Below are 17,524 nucleotides of genomic sequence, written 5' to 3'. Positions count from 1 at the left end.
GACGGGGCACTGGCATCAGTGTCCTAGGCCAACGACGGCCTGCGCTGTTCAATGCCAGCCGACGCCGAGAACAGCACGGTGTTCTGTGGTTCGTGTCTGCACGCGTACTGCAAGGCCACGCCATCGGGCACGCGTTCCAGGAATGCAAAATTGCCCTGCGGCACGTCGATCATGTTGTCCAGCTTCCGGCGATAGACCAACGGCTGCGCTCCGGGAATCACAGGCAGGATGCCGTCGAACTCGACGTTGATCACTGCCTTTTGATGCGGCGCGAATGTCGCCACGATGGTGCGGCCCCGGATCAGTCTGACGACGACATCCAGGGTGTTGGACGTAGGGATATGACGTAGTTGCAGCATGAGGCGTCCTTTCTCGATTCGGCCAGCGAACTGCGTGGTGGTTGCAAAGGCTTCGCGTATCGAACCAGGCGCCGCTCTCGCTGTGACAGCGGCGCCTGGCTGCCGATTACCGGAGACCGGCGCTCAGGATTTCCCGGGTGGCGACGCCATCGGACGCGGTATCGATCGAATACAGCGTGGACACGCCCTGGGTCGTCGACGCCTGCATCGTCACGTAGGACTGCTGCTGGTTGTTGGTGGCGTTGTGGGCGGCATTGGACAGCGCCTGGCTGGTGGCAACAAACAGGTTGCCCATTGCAATCGCCGGCGCATCGCCGAGGACCTTGGTGTTGACCTGGGAAACGGAATCGGTGATCTGGCTGTTGACGGCGGTCGGAAAGGCCATGGTGATAGCTCCTTGAGGTAGGGAAACAACGAAGACGCTGCGGCGTTAGCGGTTAGCCGAGGATCTTCCTGGTGGCGGCACCCGTGGTGCCGGTATCGAGCGAATACAGCAGCGAAACGCCCATCGTGGTTGCTGCCTGTGCGGTGACATACATCTGCTGTTGCGCGAGGGTTGCGTTGTGGGCCGCGTTGGCCAGCGCCTGCGCGGTGGCCTGGTACAGATTGCCCATGGCTGCGGCTGGAGCGCTTCCCAATACCTGCAGATTGGCCTGGGTAACCGAGTCGGTGATCTGGTCGTTGACGGCGGTGGGAAATGCCATTGGCGAATGTCCTTGGCGTTAGCCGGGCCGTCAGACGCCCAGGATCTGCTTGCTGACGACGCCGGTGGTGGCGGTGTCGATGGAGTACAGCGTCGCCACGCCCATCGTGGTAGCCGACTGCGCAGTGACGTAGCTCTGCTGCTGCGCGTTGGTGGCGTTGTGGGCGGCATTGGCCAGCGCTTGCGCGGTTGCCTGATACAGATTGCCCATCGCGATCGCCGGTGCGTCACCCAGGACCTTGGTATTTACCTGGGTGACGGAATCGGTGATCTGATTATTGACTGCGGTCGGAAATGCCATTGCTTGCTCCTTATGTGCCAGAAATCACGGTCGGCTTAGCCCAGGCCCTTTATGCCGGTGCTCAGAACCTGCTTGGTCGCAACCCCGGTGGTGGCGGTGTCGATGGAATAGAGGGTGGCCACGCCCATGGTGGTGGCCGACTGCGCAGTGACATAACTCTGCTGCTGCGCATTGGTCGCGTTATGGGCGGCATTGGCCAGTGCCTGCGCGGTGGCCTGGTACAGATTGCCCATGGCGATGGCGGGGGCATCGCCCAGCACCTTGGTATTGGCTTGTGTGACGGAGTCGGTGATCTGGTCGTTGACGGCGGTTGGAAATGCCATGCGTTTCTCCCTGTTCTCGAATGAGTGGAGCGTTTGAACAAACGTGACGATGTCGAGGTTCGGCAGGCGGCCTGCCTGTCCGGAGATGTGTTGCAGTGGCACCGCATCACCGTGGAGAAACAGTAAATCTCCTTGCTCCGGGAAAATTGGTTTAAACGACGGCAATGCCGGGCTTATCGACGTGAAGCCGATCCGCTTTAGGGCGGCATGCGATGCAATGACGCGTTTTGGAACGGCGTGCGGGGAATGTCGTGGTGAATCGCAAAGGGAGTAACGGAAAGACCATGCAGAACAGGCGAGCACAGGCTGCTGCTGACGCAAGGCAGCAAAGCTCGCGTCCGCTTGGCGACTCTCTGCGGCAAGTCAATGGCCGGCCGGTACGCTGTCGGTGCCCTGCGAAACCGGAGCCCACGCGCATCGATGATTGACCGCGTTGCGGCTGAGCTCGGCGCGCATCACGTCGCAGTGACGTCGGCAGGGCGCTCACTGCGCACATCACTGGAGTGGCGAGATCACGTTCAACGGAACGAGGCGGGAGGGCCGTGTTTGGAGCGGATGCAGACGTGATCCGGGTGACGGCATGGAGGCTGGTCTTGCTATCGCTGAAGACTGCCTTCGTCACTGTGCCGCGTGCCTGGCGCGGCCTGGCAGCATCCCATACGTATCGGCGGTGCTGCCGATCTATTGCTGATGCAGCCACCGCCCGTCATCACGCTCAGCGTGCACTCCCCGGGCGCGCGCGCTGAGCGGCGGTCGACAGCACACCGGTGCGCTGTCGACCCGTGCCTTGGATTACCGCTTGCTCAGCGTCTGCACCGCTTCCACCAGCACGCCCACATGGTCGGGATTCATGTCGGGCGACATGCCGTGGCCGAGGTTGAAGACATGGCCTTCGCGCGAGCCGCCATTGCCCTGGGCGTAGCTGTCCAGGGTCTTGCCGACCTCGGCGCGGATCGCTTCGGGCGAGCCGTACAGGGTGGCCGGGTCCAGGTTGCCTTGCAGCGCGACGCGGCCGCCGGCGCGCTGGGCGGCGTCGGCCAACGCGATGGTCCAGTCCACGCCTACCGCTTCGGCACCGCTGGCCGCCAGCTCGCTGACGTAGGCCCCATTGCCCTTGCCGAACAACACCAGCGGGGTGCGCTCGGCACCGTCGCCGCGTTCCAGCTCGCGCGCGATACGGGTGAGGTAGGGCAGCGAGAATTCGCGGTACATCGCCGGCGACAACACGCCGCCCCAGGTGTCGAACACCTGCAACGCCTGTGCACCGGCTGCGCGTTGCGCGGACAGGTAGGCGATCACCGCATCGGTGACGGTGCCGAGCAGGTGATGCAGCACCTCCGGCGCGTTGAAGGCCATGGCCTTGATGCGCGCGTATTCCTTGCTGCCGCCGCCTTCGATCATGTAGCAGGCCAGTGTCCACGGGCTGCCGGAGAAGCCGATCAACGGCACCGCGCCATCCAGCTCACGGCGGATCAGGCGCACCGCATCCATCACGTAACGCAGCTCGGTTTCCATGTCCGGCACGCCCAGCCGATGGATCGCGGCGGCATCGCGCACCGGGTGGCGGAACTTGGGGCCTTCGCCTTCGACGAAATACAGCTCCAGGCCCATCGCATCGGGAATGGTCAGGATGTCGGAGAACAGAATCGCCGCGTCCAGCGGAAAGCGTTGCAGCGGCTGCAGCGTCACTTCGCAGGCGATTTCGGGATTCTTGGCCATGCCGAGGAAGCTGCCGGCGCGCGCGCGGGTGGCGCGGTATTCCGGCAGGTAGCGGCCGGCCTGGCGCATCAGCCACACGGGGGTGCGGTCCACGGGCTGACGGTTCAGGGCGCGCAGCAGGCGATCGTTCTTGAGCATGGGAGGTGTGTCCTCAGCGCGGCGCGTCGGCGCCGCCGGTGATGAGTTGGAAGCCGCGTTTGAGGTGGGTGTCGCGCGCCTTGTCGAAGGCCCGGTCCGCTTCGTCCTGCAGCAGGTATTGGTCGCGTCGCAACTGCGAGCGTCCACCGATCTCGCCGCTTTCGCGCAGCAGCTCCCAGCCGCCGAACAGATCCGGTTGCAGGGTCAGCTGGACGTAGCGGAGCGGCGCGTTGCCGCCAGGATCGTGTTGCAAGTGGATGCGCATGGCGCCGATTGTAGCCGGGCGGTGCTGAAGGCTGGGGGCAATGGGCGCGCCGGGTTGCTCCGCTTGCGAAGGGAGGTTGGCAAGCAGGGATGGCGTAGGAGCGCACCTGGGCGCGACGGGATTTACCGGCAAGCCCTGTCGCGCCCGGGGGCGCTTCTACGAATGTGCCGGAGATAAGTGGCGTTGCTCAGCCCGCCAGGATCTCCAGCACTGCCGCCTCGTCGACATCGGGTATCACCTCGGCCTTGCCGATGCCGCGCCACAACACCAGCCGCAGGCGGCCGGCGATGTTCTTCTTGTCCAGTCGCATGCGCCCCAGCAGGGCCTGCGGGGACAGGCCGGGCGGAATGTCGGTGGGCAGGTCGAAGTCATGCAGCAGCGCGCGCAGCGCCTCGGTGTCCTGCGCATCGCTCATGCCCAGCGCGGCCGACAGCCGCGCGGCCAGCACCATGCCGACGGCCACTGCTTCGCCATGGTTGAGGTTGTCGTTGCCGGGCGCGCCATAGCCCTGTTCGGTCTCGATCGCATGGCCGAAGGTGTGGCCCAGGTTGAGCAGGGCACGCTCGCCCTTTTCCAGCGGGTCGCGCGCCACGATGTCGGCCTTGTGCTCGCAGCTGCGCGCGATCGCCTGCGCCAGGGCGTCGGCATCGCCCTCCAGCAACGCGCGGCGTTCGGCATGCAGCCACTGGAAGAACAGCGGGTCGCGGATGGCGCCGTACTTGATCACCTCGGCCAGCCCTGCGCGCAGCTCGCGCGCGGGCAGGGTATGCAAGGTGTCGGTATCGGCGATCACTGCGCGTGGCGGATGGAACGCGCCGACCAGGTTCTTGCCCTGCGGGATGTCCACCGCGGTCTTGCCGCCGACCGAGGAATCCACCATCGCCAGCAGGCTGGTGGGCAGTTGCACGCAGTCCACCCCGCGCATCCAGCACGCCGCCGCGAATCCGGCCAGGTCGCCGACCACGCCGCCGCCGAGTGCGAACACGCAGGCGTCGCGGGTGGCGCCCAGTTCGGCCAATGCCGCGATCGCGGCGCCGAAATTGTCCAGCGTCTTGGAGGCTTCGCCGGCGGCAATCACCAGCTCGCCCAGTTGCAGGTCCGGGCGCGCCTGCAGCAGCGCCTTGCGCACGCCGGCGGCGTACTGCGGGGCCACCTGCGAGTCGCTGAGCAGCAATACGTGGCGGCCGCGCACATGGCTGGCCAGGCGCGCGCCATCGGCCAGCAGGCCGGGCGCAATGGTGATGGTGTACGGCTGCGCACCGTCGACATCGACGCTGCGCGAGGAACGGGGAAGTGTCATGCGGGGGGACTCGACATGCGCCATTGCGCGGCCAGGCGCAGCACCAGCTGCGCGGTGGCCTCGGCGGGGGAGAAGTGATCGGTTTCCAGGCTGAGGTCGGCGACCTCCTGGTACAGCGGCGTGCGTTGCGCGGCCATCGCATGCAGCACCTGCTCGCGGTCGGCGCGTTGCAACAGCGGCCGGTTGCGGTCGCGCGCCAGCCGGGTGAGCTGGGCCGGCACGCTGACGTGCAGGTACACCACGAAGCCGCGCGCGCGGATGCGCTGGCGGTTGAGCGGATCCAGCACCGCGCCACCGCCGGTGGAAATCAGCTTGTTGTCCTGCTCCAGCAGCGTCTGCAGGGTCTGGACCTCGTGCTGCCGGAACCGCGCTTCGCCGTGCTGTTCGAAAATGGCCGGGATGCTGCTGCCGACCTGCTCGACGATGGCCTGGTCCACGTCGACGAACTCCAGCCCGAAGCGCTCGGCCAGACGGCGGCCGATGCAGCTTTTTCCGGCGCCCATCGGGCCGACCATCACGAGATTGGAAGCGGGGTTCATGCGCAGGGATCGTAGCATTCGGGCCCGCGCATCGGGCCGATCGGCATGGACTGAAACCATTCCGGCGCGGCGACCGCCGGCTGCGCGCAGCAGCATCGACACCCACGCTGCGCGGACAACGGCTGGGACGACCGCTGAAGATGGAGCGTCCGCACGCAACCCGTGGCGAATGCTTGGCAGCCAGCGTCAGTGGCGCGAAGACGCCCCAATGCGCACGACCTGCTTTCAGGCATCAGCGGCAGGTTCTTACAGCGGGCGCAGGTCTGTCGACCGCTGCGCATAGGCGAAGCAGGCCCGATGCGCCCACAATAGGCGTCAATCTTGCTGCCCTCGCACCGTCATGACCGATCTGTACGCAGAAGCCCTTGCCACCTTTACCGCGCTGTACGCCGAGGCGCAGGCCGGCGCCGAACTCGAAGCCAGCGCAATGACCGTGGCCACCGCCAACGTGGACGGCCGGCCGAGCGCGCGCACCGTGCTGCTCAAGGCCTTCGATGCGCGCGGGTTCGTGTTCTACACCCATCTGGACAGCGCGAAGGGCCGCGACCTGCAGACCCATCCGCAGGCCGCCCTGCTGTTTCTGTGGCGCAGCCTGCGCGAGGCCGGCATCCAGGTGCGCATCGAGGGCGGCGTGCAACTGGTCGGCGCGGAGGAATCGGATGCCTACTTCGCCTCGCGCCCGCGCATGAGCCAGATCGGCGCCTGGGCCTCGCTGCAGTCGCAGACGCTGGGCTCGCGTGAGGAGTTCGACGCGGCCATCGCCAAGGTCGAAGCCACCTTCGAAGGCCGCGCGGTGCCGCGCCCGGAGGGCTGGGGCGGGTTCCGGGTGGTGCCGCAGGCATTCGAGTTCTGGTACGGCGCCAAGTTCCGCCTGCACGAGCGCTGGCGTTACGAGGCCGATGCGGCCAGCCACTGGAGCAAGCGGATGCTGTATCCGTGAGCACACAGGCCGGCTGGCGGGTGCGCGCGGCGGTGGGCGCCGATGCGCAGGCCTTGCTGGCCCTGCGCCTGGCCTTGTGGCCCGATGCCGGCGATGGCGTCGCCGAGCTGCAGGCCGCGCTGGCGCAGGCAGACGCCAGCCACCTGCTGGTGGTGGACGACGCGGACGCGGCGCTGGGGTTTGCCGAGGTGTCGGTGCGCCACGACTACGTCAATGGCACTGAAAGCACGCCGGTGGGCTTTCTGGAAGGCTGGTATGTGAGTCCGGCCTGGCGCGGCCGCGGGCTCGGTCGCGCGCTGGTGGTCGCGGCAGTGGAGTGGACGCGGGAGCAGGGCTGCGCGGAGCTGGCCTCCGATGCGCGGCTGGACGACAGCGGCGCCCAGGCGGCGCATGCGGCATGCGGCTTCGAGCCAACTGAACGGGTGGTCTACTACCGCCTGCAGCTGGCCTGACCGGCTGACTTCTGGCCCTTTCTGCCGGTCGCGGACAGTCTGTAGTATGTCCGCCCATTGCACAGCCGCTGCTGCATCACCGCAGCGGCAACTGCATCACCACCGCTGCATGACCAAAGGACAGGACATCGTATGACGCAGTACACCACTGTCGAATTGCACGGCCTGCTGGCCGAGCGCTACCGCGACCAGCCGATCGAGGTCGAGCTGATCGACGGGCTGGAGCCGGCCATCAACCTCACCCTGGCCGACCACGGCGACATGCAGATCCAGGTCGCCGCCTCCGGCTCGCAGGTGTTCGTTTCCACCCTGCTGGCCAATGCCGACCAGGTCAGCGACCGCGCGGCGTTCAACGACGCCTGCCTGCGGCTCAACCCGCTCAATCCTCTGTCCAACCTGGGCCTGGTGCAGGTCGACGGCAAGGATAGCTATGTGGTCTTCGGCGAACTGTCGGCGTCGTCCACGCTCGACCAGATCGACGAGGAAATCCAGACCCTGGCGGCCAATACGCTGGATGCCGCCGAATCTCTCAAGCCGTTCTTTTCCTAAAGGCGTGTTGTCATGAGTATCTTTTCAAAGCTGATCACGCTGCTGCGTGGCACTGCACACGAAACCGGCCAGAAGGCGGTCGACGCCAACGCGCTGCGCATCCTGGACCAGGAAATGCGCGATGCCGGCGCCCAGCTCACGCGCTCGCGCGAGGAGCTGACCAAGCTGATGGCGCAGAGCAAGCTCGCCCAGCAGAAGATCGACGCGCGCGCCGGCAAGATGGCCGAATACACGCGTTATATCGAAGGTGCGCTGGCCAAGAACGACGAGGCACTGGCGCACGACGTGGCGGTCAAGCTGGCTGCGCTGGAAAGCGAGGACGCCGGCGACAAAGCCTCCAAGAGCTCGCTGGACCAGTCGGTGGTGACGCTCAAGGCCACCATCCAGAAGACCGAGAACCAGCTGCGCGGCATGCGCCAGCAGATCGACACCGTCAAGGCCACCGATGCGGTGCAGAAGGCACAGGCGGCGATTGCCGCGCGCCATTCCGGTGCCAGCAGCAAGATGGGCTCGGCACTGGAATCGCTGGAGCGAATCAAGGCGCGTCAGGCCGAGACCTCCGCACGCATCGAATCGGCCGAAGAGCTGGAGGCAGCCAGTGGCGACGGCGATCTGAATCGGCGTCTGGCTGCGGCCGGCTTGATGGAAGGCGAGTCCAACGCCGCCGCAGTGCTGGCACGCTTCAAGAAGCCGGCCCAGCTCGGCCACGACACCGCCGGCGGCAGCGCGCCGCTGATCGGCCAGGTGCGCGACGTGCAGCAGGTTCCGCGTAGCGACAGCTGATCCGCCGCACGGCACAGGACGCGCCATGATCATCGTCGGAAAGCTGTTGCGGATAGTGCGGCGCCACGTGCGCCGCGTCAGCTGGGGCATGGTGGCGCTGGCATTGCTGGCGCACATGGGGCTGAGCTGGGTGTTGCTGCTGCTGGCCGGCGAGCAAAAGCTCGTTGGCCTGGACGCGTTTCCGTACTACTACATGACCACCGCCACCACCATCGGCTACGGCGACCTGTCGCCGGGTTCGGTGGCCGGGCGCTATATCGCCGCGTTCGTGCTGATGCCGGGCGCGGTGGCGCTGTTCGCCACGGTGCTGGCCAAGACCAGCGGCGTGCTCATCACCTTCTGGAGGCGCCACCACATGGGCAAGATGGCTTACGCCGATCTGCGCGGGCACACCATCCTGATCGGCTGGCAGGGCGCCGCGTCCACACGCTTGCTGGAACTGTTGCTGTCCGATACCGCCACCGACGACGAAGGCGTGGTGCTGATCGCCGAGGGCGTGGCCGAGAACCCGATGCCCGACCATATGCGCTTCATCGCCGCCGAGTCCTACACGCATACCGAGGTCTACCTGCGTGCCGGCATCGCCGGTGCGGCGCGGGTGATCGTCAACCCGCCGTCGGACGACCAGACCCTGGCGGCGGTGTTCGCGCTGATGGCGCATGCGCCGCGTGCGCACGTCGTGGCGCACTTCGATTCGGGCAGCGCCGCGCGGCTGGTCAATTGCCACTATCCGGCGATCGAATGCACGCGGCCGATGACCGCCGAGATCCTGGCCCGCGCGGCGCAGGATCCGGGCAGCGCGGCGATCACGGCCGAACTGCTGTCGGTGGACGATGGCCCGACCCAGTTCAGCCTGGCGGTTCCTGCCGATGTCGACCCGCTGGATTACCGCCTGCTGGCCGCCGATTTCGGCCAGCGCGGCGCCCTGTTGCTGGGCCTGCGTGCGCCCGATGGCGCGCTGCGCTTGAACCCGCCCGCACACACCGCGGTGCCGGCCGGTGCCATGCTGTATTACCTGGCCCAACAGCGCGTTCCCGTGCCTGCCATCGCCTGGCAGGCCCTGCGCGCCGAGCCGGTGTCCCGTTCCCCATCGCCACAAGGTGCATGACGATGAGTTTTTTCAGCAAGTTGTTCGGTCAACCACAACCACCGCCGTTGCCCAGCTCCGGCACTGGCGCCATCGGTCACGCGCTGCCGCTGGGCTTGCGCGTGGGTGGGCAGCTGGAGATCGATACCACGTTGTATCGCATGGCACCGGAGGCCATGACCGCCGAGTTGCCGGGCGGGCATCAGGGCATTCCGTGCTACGGCCACGTCAATCTGGGCGATGGTTATGCCCTGCATCGTTTCTATCTGGACGACGACGCGTTCCTGCAGGTCACCACGGTTGGCGGCGATCTGGAGGCGATGAAGGCCTTCGTGTATTGCGAGACGGTCAATCCGCCCAGCAAGCAGGCGTTTCAGGAGTTCGTGATGCAGCATCCGCATCTGGGTGCGGCGCAGATCGAGTACGCCGGCAAGCGCTGGCAACGCGCCACGCAGTCCACCGACGATGCCGCGCGCATCCCGCCGATCGCCTACGACGAGGTGCTGTACCGCTATCAGCCGCCGCGCCGCGATGGCGATCTGACCCACTACGCCATGCTCTACAGCCGCGATGTACCGGAGCTGCAGCGCGAGGAATTCCTGCTGGTCACCGGCGAAGATTCCGGCCCCAACGAGTTCTGCGTCACCTATGCGGTCGGCATCGATGTCACCGTCGCCGATCTGGATATCACCTGAGCGTGCGCGCTCGTCTTCCACTTACCCTGGTCCTGTCATGAACCCGATCAACCTGCAGAGTTTTCTCGCGTTTCTTTCCTACTTCGGCACCGGCCTGGGCGTGTTGATCGTGGCGGTGGTGCTGGTGACCCTGGTCACCCCGCACAAGGATTTCACCCTGCTGCGGCAGGGCAACGTGGCTGCGGCCACCGCCTTGGCCGGCAACCTGATCGGTGTGGCCTTGCCGCTGCATTCGGCCATCACCCATTCGGTGAGCCTGGTCGATGCGCTGATCTGGGGCGCGGTCGCCTGCGGCATCCAGGTCGTGGCGTATCTGCTGGCCAACCTGGTGGCCGGGCGCATCTCGCGGCAGATCACCGATAACGTCACCGCCGCCGGCATCTTTTCGGCCGGCGTGTCGATCGCGGTCGGGCTGATCAATGCCGCGGCGATCACGCCGTAACGGAGCGCAGGCATGAAGCGATCACGCAATCTCAAGCTCACCCTGATGGCCGCATTGCCGGCCGCCCTCGTCACCGGCTGCGGCTCCGAACCGGAAACCGGCGTGGTACTGCAGTCGGCCGCCGACTGCTACCAGATCAAGCAGGAACAGACCGACATCCAGCAATGCCTCAAGGCCTATGACGAGGCGGTGACCAAGCACCAACAGGCCGCGCCGCGCTTCAGTACGCGCTACGAGTGCGACGAGCAGTTCGGCAGTTGCACGGCGGTGCAGACGGCGCAGGGCCAGCAGAGCTGGATCCCGCCGATGGGCGGGTTCCTGCTGGGCTACGCGTTGGGCAACATGACCGGTGGCGGCGGCTACCGCTATGGCGGCTCGATTCCGCTGTACCGCGATTACCGCAGCGGTGGGTATTACAAGCCCAACGGTGATCTGGCCAGCAACCGCGTCGGCACCGTCCGCGGGCGCAGCGGCGCCATCGACATGCCGTCGCGGGCGATCACCGTGTCGCGCTCGGGTTTCGGCTCCAGTGCGGCGGCGCGCAGTTCGTTCGGCAGCGGCGGGCGCAGCTCCGGATACGGCGGCTGACATGCAACGGATCGCAATTGCCGAGCGCCCGGACTGGCGCGAGCAGGCCGAGTCGCTCGGCTTCCATTTCCACACCATCGACGGCGAGCGGTACTGGGACGAAAGCGCGTACTACGCGTTTACGCTGCAGCAGATCGAAGACGACATCGAGGCGCCCACGCAGGAACTGCACGACATGGCGATGCAGTTGGTGGACGAGGTGGTGGGCTCGGAGCAGCTGATGACGCAGCTGGCGATCCCGCCGTTCTACTGGGACTGGATCGCCAACTCGTGGAAGAACCGCGACCCGCATCTGTACGGCCGCATGGACCTGGCCTATGCCGGCAACGGCCCGGCCAAGCTGTATGAGCTCAACTACGACACGCCGACCTCGCTGTACGAATCGGCATATTTCCAGTGGCTGTGGCTGGAACAGCAGATCGCCGCCGGTGCGCTGCCCAAGGGCACCGATCAGTACAACCTGATCCAGGACCTGCTGTGCGAAACCCTGGGCGCGCTGGCGGTGGATGGCGCGATCGGTGCGCAGATGCATTTCTCCGCGGTGCGCGATTCGCTGGAAGACCGCGCCACGGTGCGCTACCTGCGCGACTGCGCGCATCAGGTGGGCATCAGCACCGAGGAAGTGGCCATCGAAGACATCGGCCTCAGCGCCGATGGCTGGTTCACCGATGAGCAGGACCGGGTGATCCACACGCTGTTCAAGCTGTATCCGCTGGAATTCATGATGGAAGAGCGCTTCGGCCCGGCGTTGTGCGCCAACCGCGTGCGCCTGATCGAGCCGGCGTGGAAATCGGTGTTGAGCAACAAGGGCATCCTGCCGCTGTTGTGGGAGCGGCATCAGGGCCATCCCAACCTGCTGCCGGCGCGCTTTGCGCAAACCGGCGAAGCGCCCACGGCAGGCTGGGTACGCAAGCCGCTGCTGTCGCGCGAGGGTGCCAATATTTCCCTGGTCAGCGCACAGGGCGACGCTGCGCAGACCGATGGCCCGTATGTGGACGGGCCGGCGATCCTGCAGGCGCATCATCCATTGCCGGTGTTCGATGGCCGGCATGCGCTGGTCGGCAGCTGGGTGGTGGCCGATCGTCCGGCCGGGCTGGGCATGCGCGACGACGACGGTCCGATCACCCGCGACACCTCGCGCTTCGTGCCGCACGTGATCGTGAACTGAGGCAGCAGTGGGTGAGGCAGCGCCGCTGCGACGCGGCGCTGCCGTGTGGCGCGATCGCCCTTGCATGTGGTTGTGAGTAAAGCGCTGCTTCCGCATGGCCGGGTTGTAAGTAACGGCCCGCGCTGCATGAGACAGCTGTCGCCCCGTATCGCGTGACACATGCTGCAGTGACGCGCAAGCCCTGCGCTGCCTGCCGCGCAGCGCAGGTTTTCCACACCCCCTGTGGATGGAACTTGCACAAGGCTGTGGACAAGTGGGTGCAGGCCCCGGCCTGCAACGCTGTCAAGATGGGTGGCGAAAAAATGACCAGCCGCTCGCGGATACGTTTTTCCGGTCCCGATCGCAGCGATCTCGACAGGATCGGCAAAGTCGGTTGCGCTATCGGCGATGAGATGTGCCGGGTTTGCGTCATGCCGACGCGACGTGCCGAGCAGGCGGATCCAGCAAGTCGTGCAGACCGTACGCGCGCTGCATGCGATGCGGGCGATACACATCGACTGAGCGCGACACGTCAGCCTCGCGATCAGTGTTCTCTTGCTTCGATACACCGCGCACACCGCTCACCCATTACACCCGCCGCGCCACCAACAGGCCCGCCACCGCCAGCAGCCATGCCAGGGCGAACACGCTCAGGTAGGCGGCCGCAGTCGCCGAGGCCAGCAGCGCGGCGAACAAGGCGCCGGCCAGCGCCAGCATGCCGGCCACCGCAATCGCCTCGCTCAACTGCAGCGCCGAACTGTTGGCGCCTTGCTGCGCCGGCGGCGACAGCGACAACGTCAACACCGACAGGCTCGGATACAGCAGGCCCATGCCCAGGCCGGTCAGCGCCCAGCCGGCAATCGCCACCGGCACCGGGATGACCGGCCACACCGCCCCCGCGCTGATCACGATGCCCAGCGACATGAAGCACGCACCGGTCTTGAGCAGGCGTGGGCGCGACCAGCCGGCGCGGCTATGGCCCTGGTACCAGGAGCCACTGAACCAGCCCAGCGCGCCGACGCTCAGCGCCACGCCGGCCAGCAGCGGCGACAGGCCGCGTTCGCGCGACAGCAGCAACGGCAGGAACGCCTCGAAGCCGAAGAAGGCCGCCGCCGCGATGCCGCGCAGCGCGATCACGCTGGGCAGCCCGCGCGCAAGCCGCAGCGTACCGGCAGGCAACAGCTGCCAGGCGCAGCACACGGTGAGCGCCAGTGCCGGCAGCATCGCCAGCAACGCGCTCGTGCCGTGCAGCTGCCCGCCCAGATACACGCCGAGCACGCCCAAGGCCGCACCCACCGCCCAGCGCAACGCGGAACGCGACGCGCCGGCTGTGTCGCTGGACCAGGTGCGCCCGCGGATCGCCGGCCACAGCATCAGCCCGGCCGGTATCGCCAGCAGCGGCACCGACAGGAACACCCAGCGCCAGCCGACGTGCTGCACGATCAATCCGCTGATGCCTGGCCCGATCAACGAAGGCACCACCCAGCCGGCCGAGAACGCGGCAAACACGCGGGGCCGCAAGGCTTCCGGATACAGGCGCCCGACGATCACATACAGCGCCACCGAATACGCGCCGGCCCCCAGGCCTTGCAGCAGGCGGCCGGCAATCAGCACCGGCATGCTCGGCGCCAGCCCTGCCACCAGCAGGCCGATCACGAAGCACAGCAGGCCGTAGGCCAGCGCCCCGCCGGGGCCACGCCGGTCGCTCCAGCGCCCGGCGGCGGTCATGCCGACCACGCTGGTCGCCAGGGTGCCGCCGAACGCCAGCGCATACAGCGGCAAGCCATTCAATTCGCGCGCGACGGTCGGCATGGCGGCGGCCACCGCCAGCGATTCGAAGGCATTGAGCGATACCAGTGCCACCATGCCCAGCGTTGCGGCGCGATACGGCGCGGCCAGGATGGAAGTGGGTTGGGCCGCATTGAGTGGCGTGGCGGGCAGGGCGGTATCGGCGGGCATCGAGCATCCAGAAACTGAAGTGTGTAGAGCCATGACCACGGGGCTTGCACCGGTCATGGCCGCGCAGCATCCTGCCTCAACCAAGGTTGAGGTCAAGGCAATGCAGCGTGAGTTGTCCGTGGGCGAGGTGGCCAAGCGCAGTGGCGTGGCGGTGTCGGCTTTGCATTTCTACGAGCGCAAGGGGCTGATCCGCAGCCTGCGCACTGCCGGAAATCAACGCCGCTATGCGCGCGACGTGCTGCGGCGCATCGCCGTGATTCGCGTGGCGCAACGGCTCGGCGTGCCGTTGCAGCAGGTGCTGGATGCGTTCTCGGTGCTGCCGGACCAGCGCACGCCCACGCGTGCGGAATGGGCACGCATGTCGGCACGTTGGCGCGCGCAACTGGATGCGCGCATCGCCGAGCTGCAGGCCCTGCGCGACCAGCTCACCGACTGCATCGGTTGCGGCTGTCTGTCGCTGCGCCGCTGCCGGTTGAGCAACCCGGGCGATGCGCTGGCCGAGGGTGGGGATGGCGCGTTGCGCTTGTCGCGGCTTGCTGCCGATTGAGGTGGCAAGCGCGGGCTAGCCGCCGCCAGGGCAGGGCTGGTGCGATCGGCATCTGCGGATCGCGCGCGGGCCGCGGCTGCTGCGCCCCGGACAGCCTGTCACCGTCGAGAAGTTAGATGCCGTAACCGGGACCAATGGCAGTGCCGTGCCTGGCGAAGGCGACCGTAGGATGGGGATCCCCTCCGCCGCAGGATTTCACGCATGTTCCCCACCTTGCGCCGATCGCTCGCCGTTGCGCTGTCGCTGGCATGCATCACCTCGTCCGCGCCCGCCGCGCCCGCCGCCAGTGCCGCCGCGCCGGCAAGCGTCTTCGATCCGCTGGCCTTGTTCGCACCGCTGCAACTGCCCGATGCACCCAACGCCTACCGCAGCGGCAGCGGCGTCCCCGGCCCGCTGTTCTGGCAGAACCGTGCCGACTACAGCCTCAACGCCAGCATCGACCCGGCGACCCACACGCTCACGGGCGAGGCGGCGATCCACTACACCAACCGCAGCCCGGACACGCTGGACGTGCTGTGGCTGCAGCTGGACCAGAACATCTACCGCGCCGATGCGCGCGCTGCCGCCAGCCGGCCGTCGCGCCGCACCCAGTTCACCGACGGCATGCAGATCGCCAGTGTCGAGATCGACGATGGAGGGCGTCGCCAGCCTGCGCATTTCGTCGTCGACGACACCCGCATGCGGGTGGACCTGCCGCAGCCGTTGGCCGGGCAGGGCAAGGCGCTGACCGTGCATGTCCGCTACCGCTACACGATTCCGGGCACCTGGGGCGGGCGCACTGCGGTCAGTGCCAGCAAGCAGGGCGAGATCTACGAGATTGCACAGTGGTATCCGCGCATGGCCGTCTACGACGATCTGCGCGGCTGGGACACGCAGCCGTATCTGGGCTCGGAGTTCTATCTGGAGTACGGCGACTTCGACTACGCGGTGACCGTGCCGGAGGGCTTCCTGGTCGCCGGTTCCGGCGCGCTGACCAATCCGGCCGAGGTGCTCAGCCGCAGCGAGCAGCAACGCCTGCAGCAGGCACGCAGCAGCGATCGTACGGTGCTGATCCGCACGCCCGAGGAAGTGAGCGCGCGCGCTGCCAAACCTGCGGGAAACGCCACGCGCACCTGGCGCTTCCATATGGACAACACCCGCGATGTCGCGTTTGCCGCCTCGCCTGCGTTCGTGTGGGATGCCGCGCGCATCAAGCTGCCGGGCGGCAAGCAGTCGCTGGCGATGTCGGTGTATCCGCTGGAGGGCGTGGGCGCGGACAAGTGGAACCGCTCCACCGAATACGTCAAGGGCGCGATCGAACATTTCTCGCAGTGGTACCCGTATCCATGGCCGGCCGCGATTAACCTGGGCGGGTACGGTGCGGGCATGGAGTATCCGGGCATCGTCTTCGACGGTTTCGAAGACAGCGGCAAGGAGTTGTTCTGGATCACCGCGCACGAGATCGGACACACCTGGTTCCCGATGATTGTCGGCTCCAACGAGCGCCGCCACGCGTTCATGGACGAAGGCTTCAACACCTTCATCGACGTCTATGCATCCGATGCCTTCAACAAGGGCGAGTACGCGCCCAAGCGCGATTCGGAATATGCGCCCAAGGGCGGCAACCCGGTCGACGAAATCCTGCCGCTGCTGGCCGATGCCGGTGCGCCGACATTGATGGACAACGCCGATTCCACCAGCGAGACCTATCGGCATTCGCTGACCTATTTCAAGGGCGCGTTGGGACTGGTGTTGTTGCGCGAGCAGATCCTGGGGCCGGAGCGCTTCGACCCGGCCTTTCGCAAGTACATCGCGACCTGGGCCTACAAGCACCCGACGCCGTCGGATTTCTTCCGGCTGATGGAAAGCGAGAGTGGCGAGAATCTGGCCTGGTGGTGGCGCGGCTGGTATCTCAACAACTGGCAGCTGGACATGGGCATCAGCGAGGCCCATTACGTCGATCACGATCCTGCCAAGGGCCTGCAACTCACGCTGCGCAGCCGCCAGAAACTGGTGATGCCGGTCACCGTGCGGGTGGACCTGGCCGACGGCAGCCATCTGGACCGCCGCGTGCCGGTGGAAACCTGGCTGCAGAACACCGCGCCCACGCTGACGCTGCCGACCACGCAGAAAGTGCTGCACGTGACGCTGGACCCGGACCATGTGTTGCCCGATGCCCAGCGTGGCGACAACCAGGTCAATACGATCGGCTAGCGGGTGCCGATCGCTGGCATCTGCGCTGCAATGGCGCAGATGCTGCGGGCGCTCCGCCCACGCGGTTCACCGTCACCAGCGGCGCAATCGATTGCAGCGATTGCGCCGTTTTTTCGTTGCGCCCTGCAGTCCGATGTCGCGCGCAAGCGCGCAATGACGTGCTCGCATCGGCGTCCACTGCCACGCGTGTGCGCCTCAGCACATCGCCGTTGAAGGCGGCCGCGCTGCGATTCTCGCGCTGCTTTGCGCAACTGCTTCGTATGGTGTTGCTGCGGCCAGGCGACGACATGCAACTGCGCCGTTGCGGCGTAGTTGTCGCCACCACTGGCTGGTAACGCTTACAGCCACGCTGCGCCTGCTCTCGCACTGCGGACTCAAGCGCACGCGGTGTTTTGTGTCTGCATGTGGCTTGGTGTGTTTGCTGCAACGCACGGTGACAAGCCCCGCCACGCGTGACTAGGCTGCGCCCAGTGTTAGCGCTATCAGTCCTGCATT

Annotated in this window: 21 protein-coding genes; 11 read left to right on the top strand and 10 right to left on the bottom strand. The window is 66.7% G+C overall.

Annotated elements, in window-relative coordinates:
• Nucleotides 1-23: 23 nt before the first annotated feature.
• From ACCQ04_RS14565 to ACCQ04_RS14525, 9 genes are all read right to left on the bottom strand, one after another.
• Complete coding sequence (locus ACCQ04_RS14565) at nucleotides 24-359, bottom strand: hypothetical protein (protein WP_102256381.1); 336 nt, start codon at nucleotides 357-359, stop codon at nucleotides 24-26.
• Between the two features lie 106 nt (nucleotides 360-465).
• Nucleotides 466-744 (bottom strand): RebB family R body protein, encoded by a 279-nt coding sequence (locus ACCQ04_RS14560; RefSeq protein ID WP_022973268.1) that lies wholly within the window; start codon nucleotides 742-744, stop codon nucleotides 466-468.
• 52 nt (nucleotides 745-796) lie between these two features.
• Nucleotides 797-1,063: a RebB family R body protein gene (locus ACCQ04_RS14555; protein ID WP_054591479.1), complete on the bottom strand. Its 267-nt coding sequence runs from the start codon at nucleotides 1,061-1,063 to the stop codon at nucleotides 797-799.
• 30 nt (nucleotides 1,064-1,093) lie between these two features.
• Nucleotides 1,094-1,363, bottom strand: a complete 270-nt coding sequence (locus tag ACCQ04_RS14550; RefSeq protein ID WP_024938705.1) for a RebB family R body protein — start codon at nucleotides 1,361-1,363, stop codon at nucleotides 1,094-1,096.
• A gap of 35 nt (nucleotides 1,364-1,398) precedes the next feature.
• The gene (locus tag ACCQ04_RS14545) at nucleotides 1,399-1,686 is read right to left on the bottom strand and encodes a RebB family R body protein (RefSeq protein WP_024938706.1); all 288 of its coding nucleotides are present in this window, start codon (nucleotides 1,684-1,686) and stop codon (nucleotides 1,399-1,401) included.
• A 792-nt stretch (nucleotides 1,687-2,478) separates the two neighbouring features.
• Nucleotides 2,479-3,543, bottom strand: coding sequence for a uroporphyrinogen decarboxylase (gene hemE / locus ACCQ04_RS14540; RefSeq protein WP_024938707.1), 1,065 nt, complete (start codon nucleotides 3,541-3,543; stop codon nucleotides 2,479-2,481).
• Nucleotides 3,544-3,556: 13 nt separating this feature from the next.
• Nucleotides 3,557-3,808, bottom strand: a complete 252-nt coding sequence (locus tag ACCQ04_RS14535; RefSeq protein ID WP_006449079.1) for a WGR domain-containing protein — start codon at nucleotides 3,806-3,808, stop codon at nucleotides 3,557-3,559.
• Nucleotides 3,809-3,995: 187 nt separating this feature from the next.
• Entirely contained in the window at nucleotides 3,996-5,108 is a 1,113-nt protein-coding gene (gene aroB / locus ACCQ04_RS14530; RefSeq protein WP_226427258.1) for a 3-dehydroquinate synthase, read from the bottom strand.
• On the bottom strand, nucleotides 5,105-5,647 hold the full coding sequence (locus ACCQ04_RS14525) for a shikimate kinase (protein WP_005995037.1): 543 nt from the start codon (nucleotides 5,645-5,647) through the stop codon (nucleotides 5,105-5,107). Before ACCQ04_RS14525 ends, aroB begins: the two co-directional genes overlap by 4 nt.
• Nucleotides 5,648-5,987: 340 nt before the next feature.
• On the opposite strand from ACCQ04_RS14525, the gene pdxH reads away from it, so the two are divergent.
• From pdxH to ACCQ04_RS14480, 9 genes are all read left to right on the top strand, one after another.
• On the top strand, nucleotides 5,988-6,587 hold the full coding sequence (gene pdxH / locus ACCQ04_RS14520) for a pyridoxamine 5'-phosphate oxidase (RefSeq protein WP_005995039.1): 600 nt from the start codon (nucleotides 5,988-5,990) through the stop codon (nucleotides 6,585-6,587).
• Complete coding sequence (aac(6'), locus tag ACCQ04_RS14515) at nucleotides 6,584-7,039, top strand: aminoglycoside 6'-N-acetyltransferase (protein ID WP_226427257.1); 456 nt, start codon at nucleotides 6,584-6,586, stop codon at nucleotides 7,037-7,039. The genes pdxH and aac(6') overlap by 4 nt, the downstream gene beginning before the upstream one ends.
• A gap of 132 nt (nucleotides 7,040-7,171) precedes the next feature.
• Nucleotides 7,172-7,588 (top strand): YjfI family protein, encoded by a 417-nt coding sequence (locus tag ACCQ04_RS14510; protein ID WP_005995044.1) that lies wholly within the window; start codon nucleotides 7,172-7,174, stop codon nucleotides 7,586-7,588.
• Nucleotides 7,589-7,600: 12 nt separating this feature from the next.
• A complete protein-coding gene (locus ACCQ04_RS14505; protein WP_024938711.1) occupies nucleotides 7,601-8,371 on the top strand; it encodes a PspA/IM30 family protein in 771 nt (256 codons plus the stop codon).
• A gap of 25 nt (nucleotides 8,372-8,396) precedes the next feature.
• Complete coding sequence (locus ACCQ04_RS14500; RefSeq protein WP_065032600.1) at nucleotides 8,397-9,479, top strand: potassium channel family protein; 1,083 nt, start codon at nucleotides 8,397-8,399, stop codon at nucleotides 9,477-9,479.
• Nucleotides 9,476-10,153: a YjfK family protein gene (locus tag ACCQ04_RS14495; protein WP_024938713.1), complete on the top strand. Its 678-nt coding sequence runs from the start codon at nucleotides 9,476-9,478 to the stop codon at nucleotides 10,151-10,153. Before ACCQ04_RS14500 ends, ACCQ04_RS14495 begins: the two co-directional genes overlap by 4 nt.
• 37 nt (nucleotides 10,154-10,190) lie before the next feature.
• A complete protein-coding gene (locus ACCQ04_RS14490) occupies nucleotides 10,191-10,595 on the top strand; it encodes a DUF350 domain-containing protein (RefSeq protein WP_005995053.1) in 405 nt (134 codons plus the stop codon).
• A gap of 12 nt (nucleotides 10,596-10,607) precedes the next feature.
• A complete protein-coding gene (locus ACCQ04_RS14485) occupies nucleotides 10,608-11,183 on the top strand; it encodes a DUF1190 domain-containing protein (protein WP_226427256.1) in 576 nt (191 codons plus the stop codon).
• A 1-nt stretch (nucleotide 11,184) separates the two neighbouring features.
• Nucleotides 11,185-12,351, top strand: a complete 1,167-nt coding sequence (locus ACCQ04_RS14480; RefSeq protein ID WP_054591474.1) for a glutathionylspermidine synthase family protein — start codon at nucleotides 11,185-11,187, stop codon at nucleotides 12,349-12,351.
• Between the two features lie 567 nt (nucleotides 12,352-12,918).
• Here ACCQ04_RS14480 and ACCQ04_RS14475 read toward each other — a convergent pair.
• Nucleotides 12,919-14,289 carry an MFS transporter gene (locus ACCQ04_RS14475; protein WP_102256388.1) on the bottom strand — a complete coding sequence of 457 codons (1,371 nt, stop codon included), beginning with the start codon at nucleotides 14,287-14,289 and terminating at the stop codon, nucleotides 12,919-12,921.
• 100 nt (nucleotides 14,290-14,389) lie between these two features.
• On the opposite strand from ACCQ04_RS14475, the gene soxR reads away from it, so the two are divergent.
• Together soxR and ACCQ04_RS14465 are read left to right on the top strand one after the other, a co-directional pair.
• A complete protein-coding gene (gene soxR, locus ACCQ04_RS14470) occupies nucleotides 14,390-14,836 on the top strand; it encodes a redox-sensitive transcriptional activator SoxR (RefSeq protein ID WP_065032607.1) in 447 nt (148 codons plus the stop codon).
• 201 nt (nucleotides 14,837-15,037) lie between these two features.
• Nucleotides 15,038-17,029 (top strand): M1 family metallopeptidase, encoded by a 1,992-nt coding sequence (locus ACCQ04_RS14465; protein WP_226427255.1) that lies wholly within the window; start codon nucleotides 15,038-15,040, stop codon nucleotides 17,027-17,029.
• Nucleotides 17,030-17,524: the final 495 nt, after the last annotated feature.

It is taken from the genome of Xanthomonas sp. NCPPB 2866 (genome assembly GCF_041475745.2).
GTDB lineage: Bacteria > Pseudomonadota > Gammaproteobacteria > Xanthomonadales > Xanthomonadaceae > Xanthomonas > Xanthomonas arboricola.
Note: the sequence above shows the minus strand (reverse complement) of the source record. Positions and strands in the feature narration are given on the sequence as shown.

Excerpts from the sequence above, each read along its gene's own strand:
- ACCQ04_RS14565 (WP_102256381.1), bottom strand. The coding sequence starts at position 359 with ATGCTGCAACTACGTCATATCCCTACGTCCAACACCCTGGATGTCGTC.
- ACCQ04_RS14560 (WP_022973268.1), bottom strand. The coding sequence starts at position 744 with ATGGCCTTTCCGACCGCCGTCAACAGCCAGATCACCGATTCCGTTTCC.
- ACCQ04_RS14555 (WP_054591479.1), bottom strand. The coding sequence starts at position 1,063 with ATGGCATTTCCCACCGCCGTCAACGACCAGATCACCGACTCGGTTACC.
- ACCQ04_RS14550 (WP_024938705.1), bottom strand. The coding sequence starts at position 1,363 with ATGGCATTTCCGACCGCAGTCAATAATCAGATCACCGATTCCGTCACC.
- ACCQ04_RS14545 (WP_024938706.1), bottom strand. The coding sequence starts at position 1,686 with ATGGCATTTCCAACCGCCGTCAACGACCAGATCACCGACTCCGTCACA.
- hemE (WP_024938707.1), bottom strand. The coding sequence starts at position 3,543 with ATGCTCAAGAACGATCGCCTGCTGCGCGCCCTGAACCGTCAGCCCGTG.
- ACCQ04_RS14535 (WP_006449079.1), bottom strand. The coding sequence starts at position 3,808 with ATGCGCATCCACTTGCAACACGATCCTGGCGGCAACGCGCCGCTCCGC.
- aroB (WP_226427258.1), bottom strand. The coding sequence starts at position 5,108 with ATGACACTTCCCCGTTCCTCGCGCAGCGTCGATGTCGACGGTGCGCAG.
- ACCQ04_RS14525 (WP_005995037.1), bottom strand. The coding sequence starts at position 5,647 with ATGAACCCCGCTTCCAATCTCGTGATGGTCGGCCCGATGGGCGCCGGA.
- pdxH (WP_005995039.1), top strand. The coding sequence starts at position 5,988 with ATGACCGATCTGTACGCAGAAGCCCTTGCCACCTTTACCGCGCTGTAC.
- ACCQ04_RS14510 (WP_005995044.1), top strand. The coding sequence starts at position 7,172 with ATGACGCAGTACACCACTGTCGAATTGCACGGCCTGCTGGCCGAGCGC.
- ACCQ04_RS14505 (WP_024938711.1), top strand. The coding sequence starts at position 7,601 with ATGAGTATCTTTTCAAAGCTGATCACGCTGCTGCGTGGCACTGCACAC.
- ACCQ04_RS14500 (WP_065032600.1), top strand. The coding sequence starts at position 8,397 with ATGATCATCGTCGGAAAGCTGTTGCGGATAGTGCGGCGCCACGTGCGC.
- ACCQ04_RS14495 (WP_024938713.1), top strand. The coding sequence starts at position 9,476 with ATGACGATGAGTTTTTTCAGCAAGTTGTTCGGTCAACCACAACCACCG.
- ACCQ04_RS14490 (WP_005995053.1), top strand. The coding sequence starts at position 10,191 with ATGAACCCGATCAACCTGCAGAGTTTTCTCGCGTTTCTTTCCTACTTC.
- ACCQ04_RS14485 (WP_226427256.1), top strand. The coding sequence starts at position 10,608 with ATGAAGCGATCACGCAATCTCAAGCTCACCCTGATGGCCGCATTGCCG.
- ACCQ04_RS14480 (WP_054591474.1), top strand. The coding sequence starts at position 11,185 with ATGCAACGGATCGCAATTGCCGAGCGCCCGGACTGGCGCGAGCAGGCC.
- ACCQ04_RS14475 (WP_102256388.1), bottom strand. The coding sequence starts at position 14,289 with ATGCCCGCCGATACCGCCCTGCCCGCCACGCCACTCAATGCGGCCCAA.
- soxR (WP_065032607.1), top strand. The coding sequence starts at position 14,390 with ATGCAGCGTGAGTTGTCCGTGGGCGAGGTGGCCAAGCGCAGTGGCGTG.
- ACCQ04_RS14465 (WP_226427255.1), top strand. The coding sequence starts at position 15,038 with ATGTTCCCCACCTTGCGCCGATCGCTCGCCGTTGCGCTGTCGCTGGCA.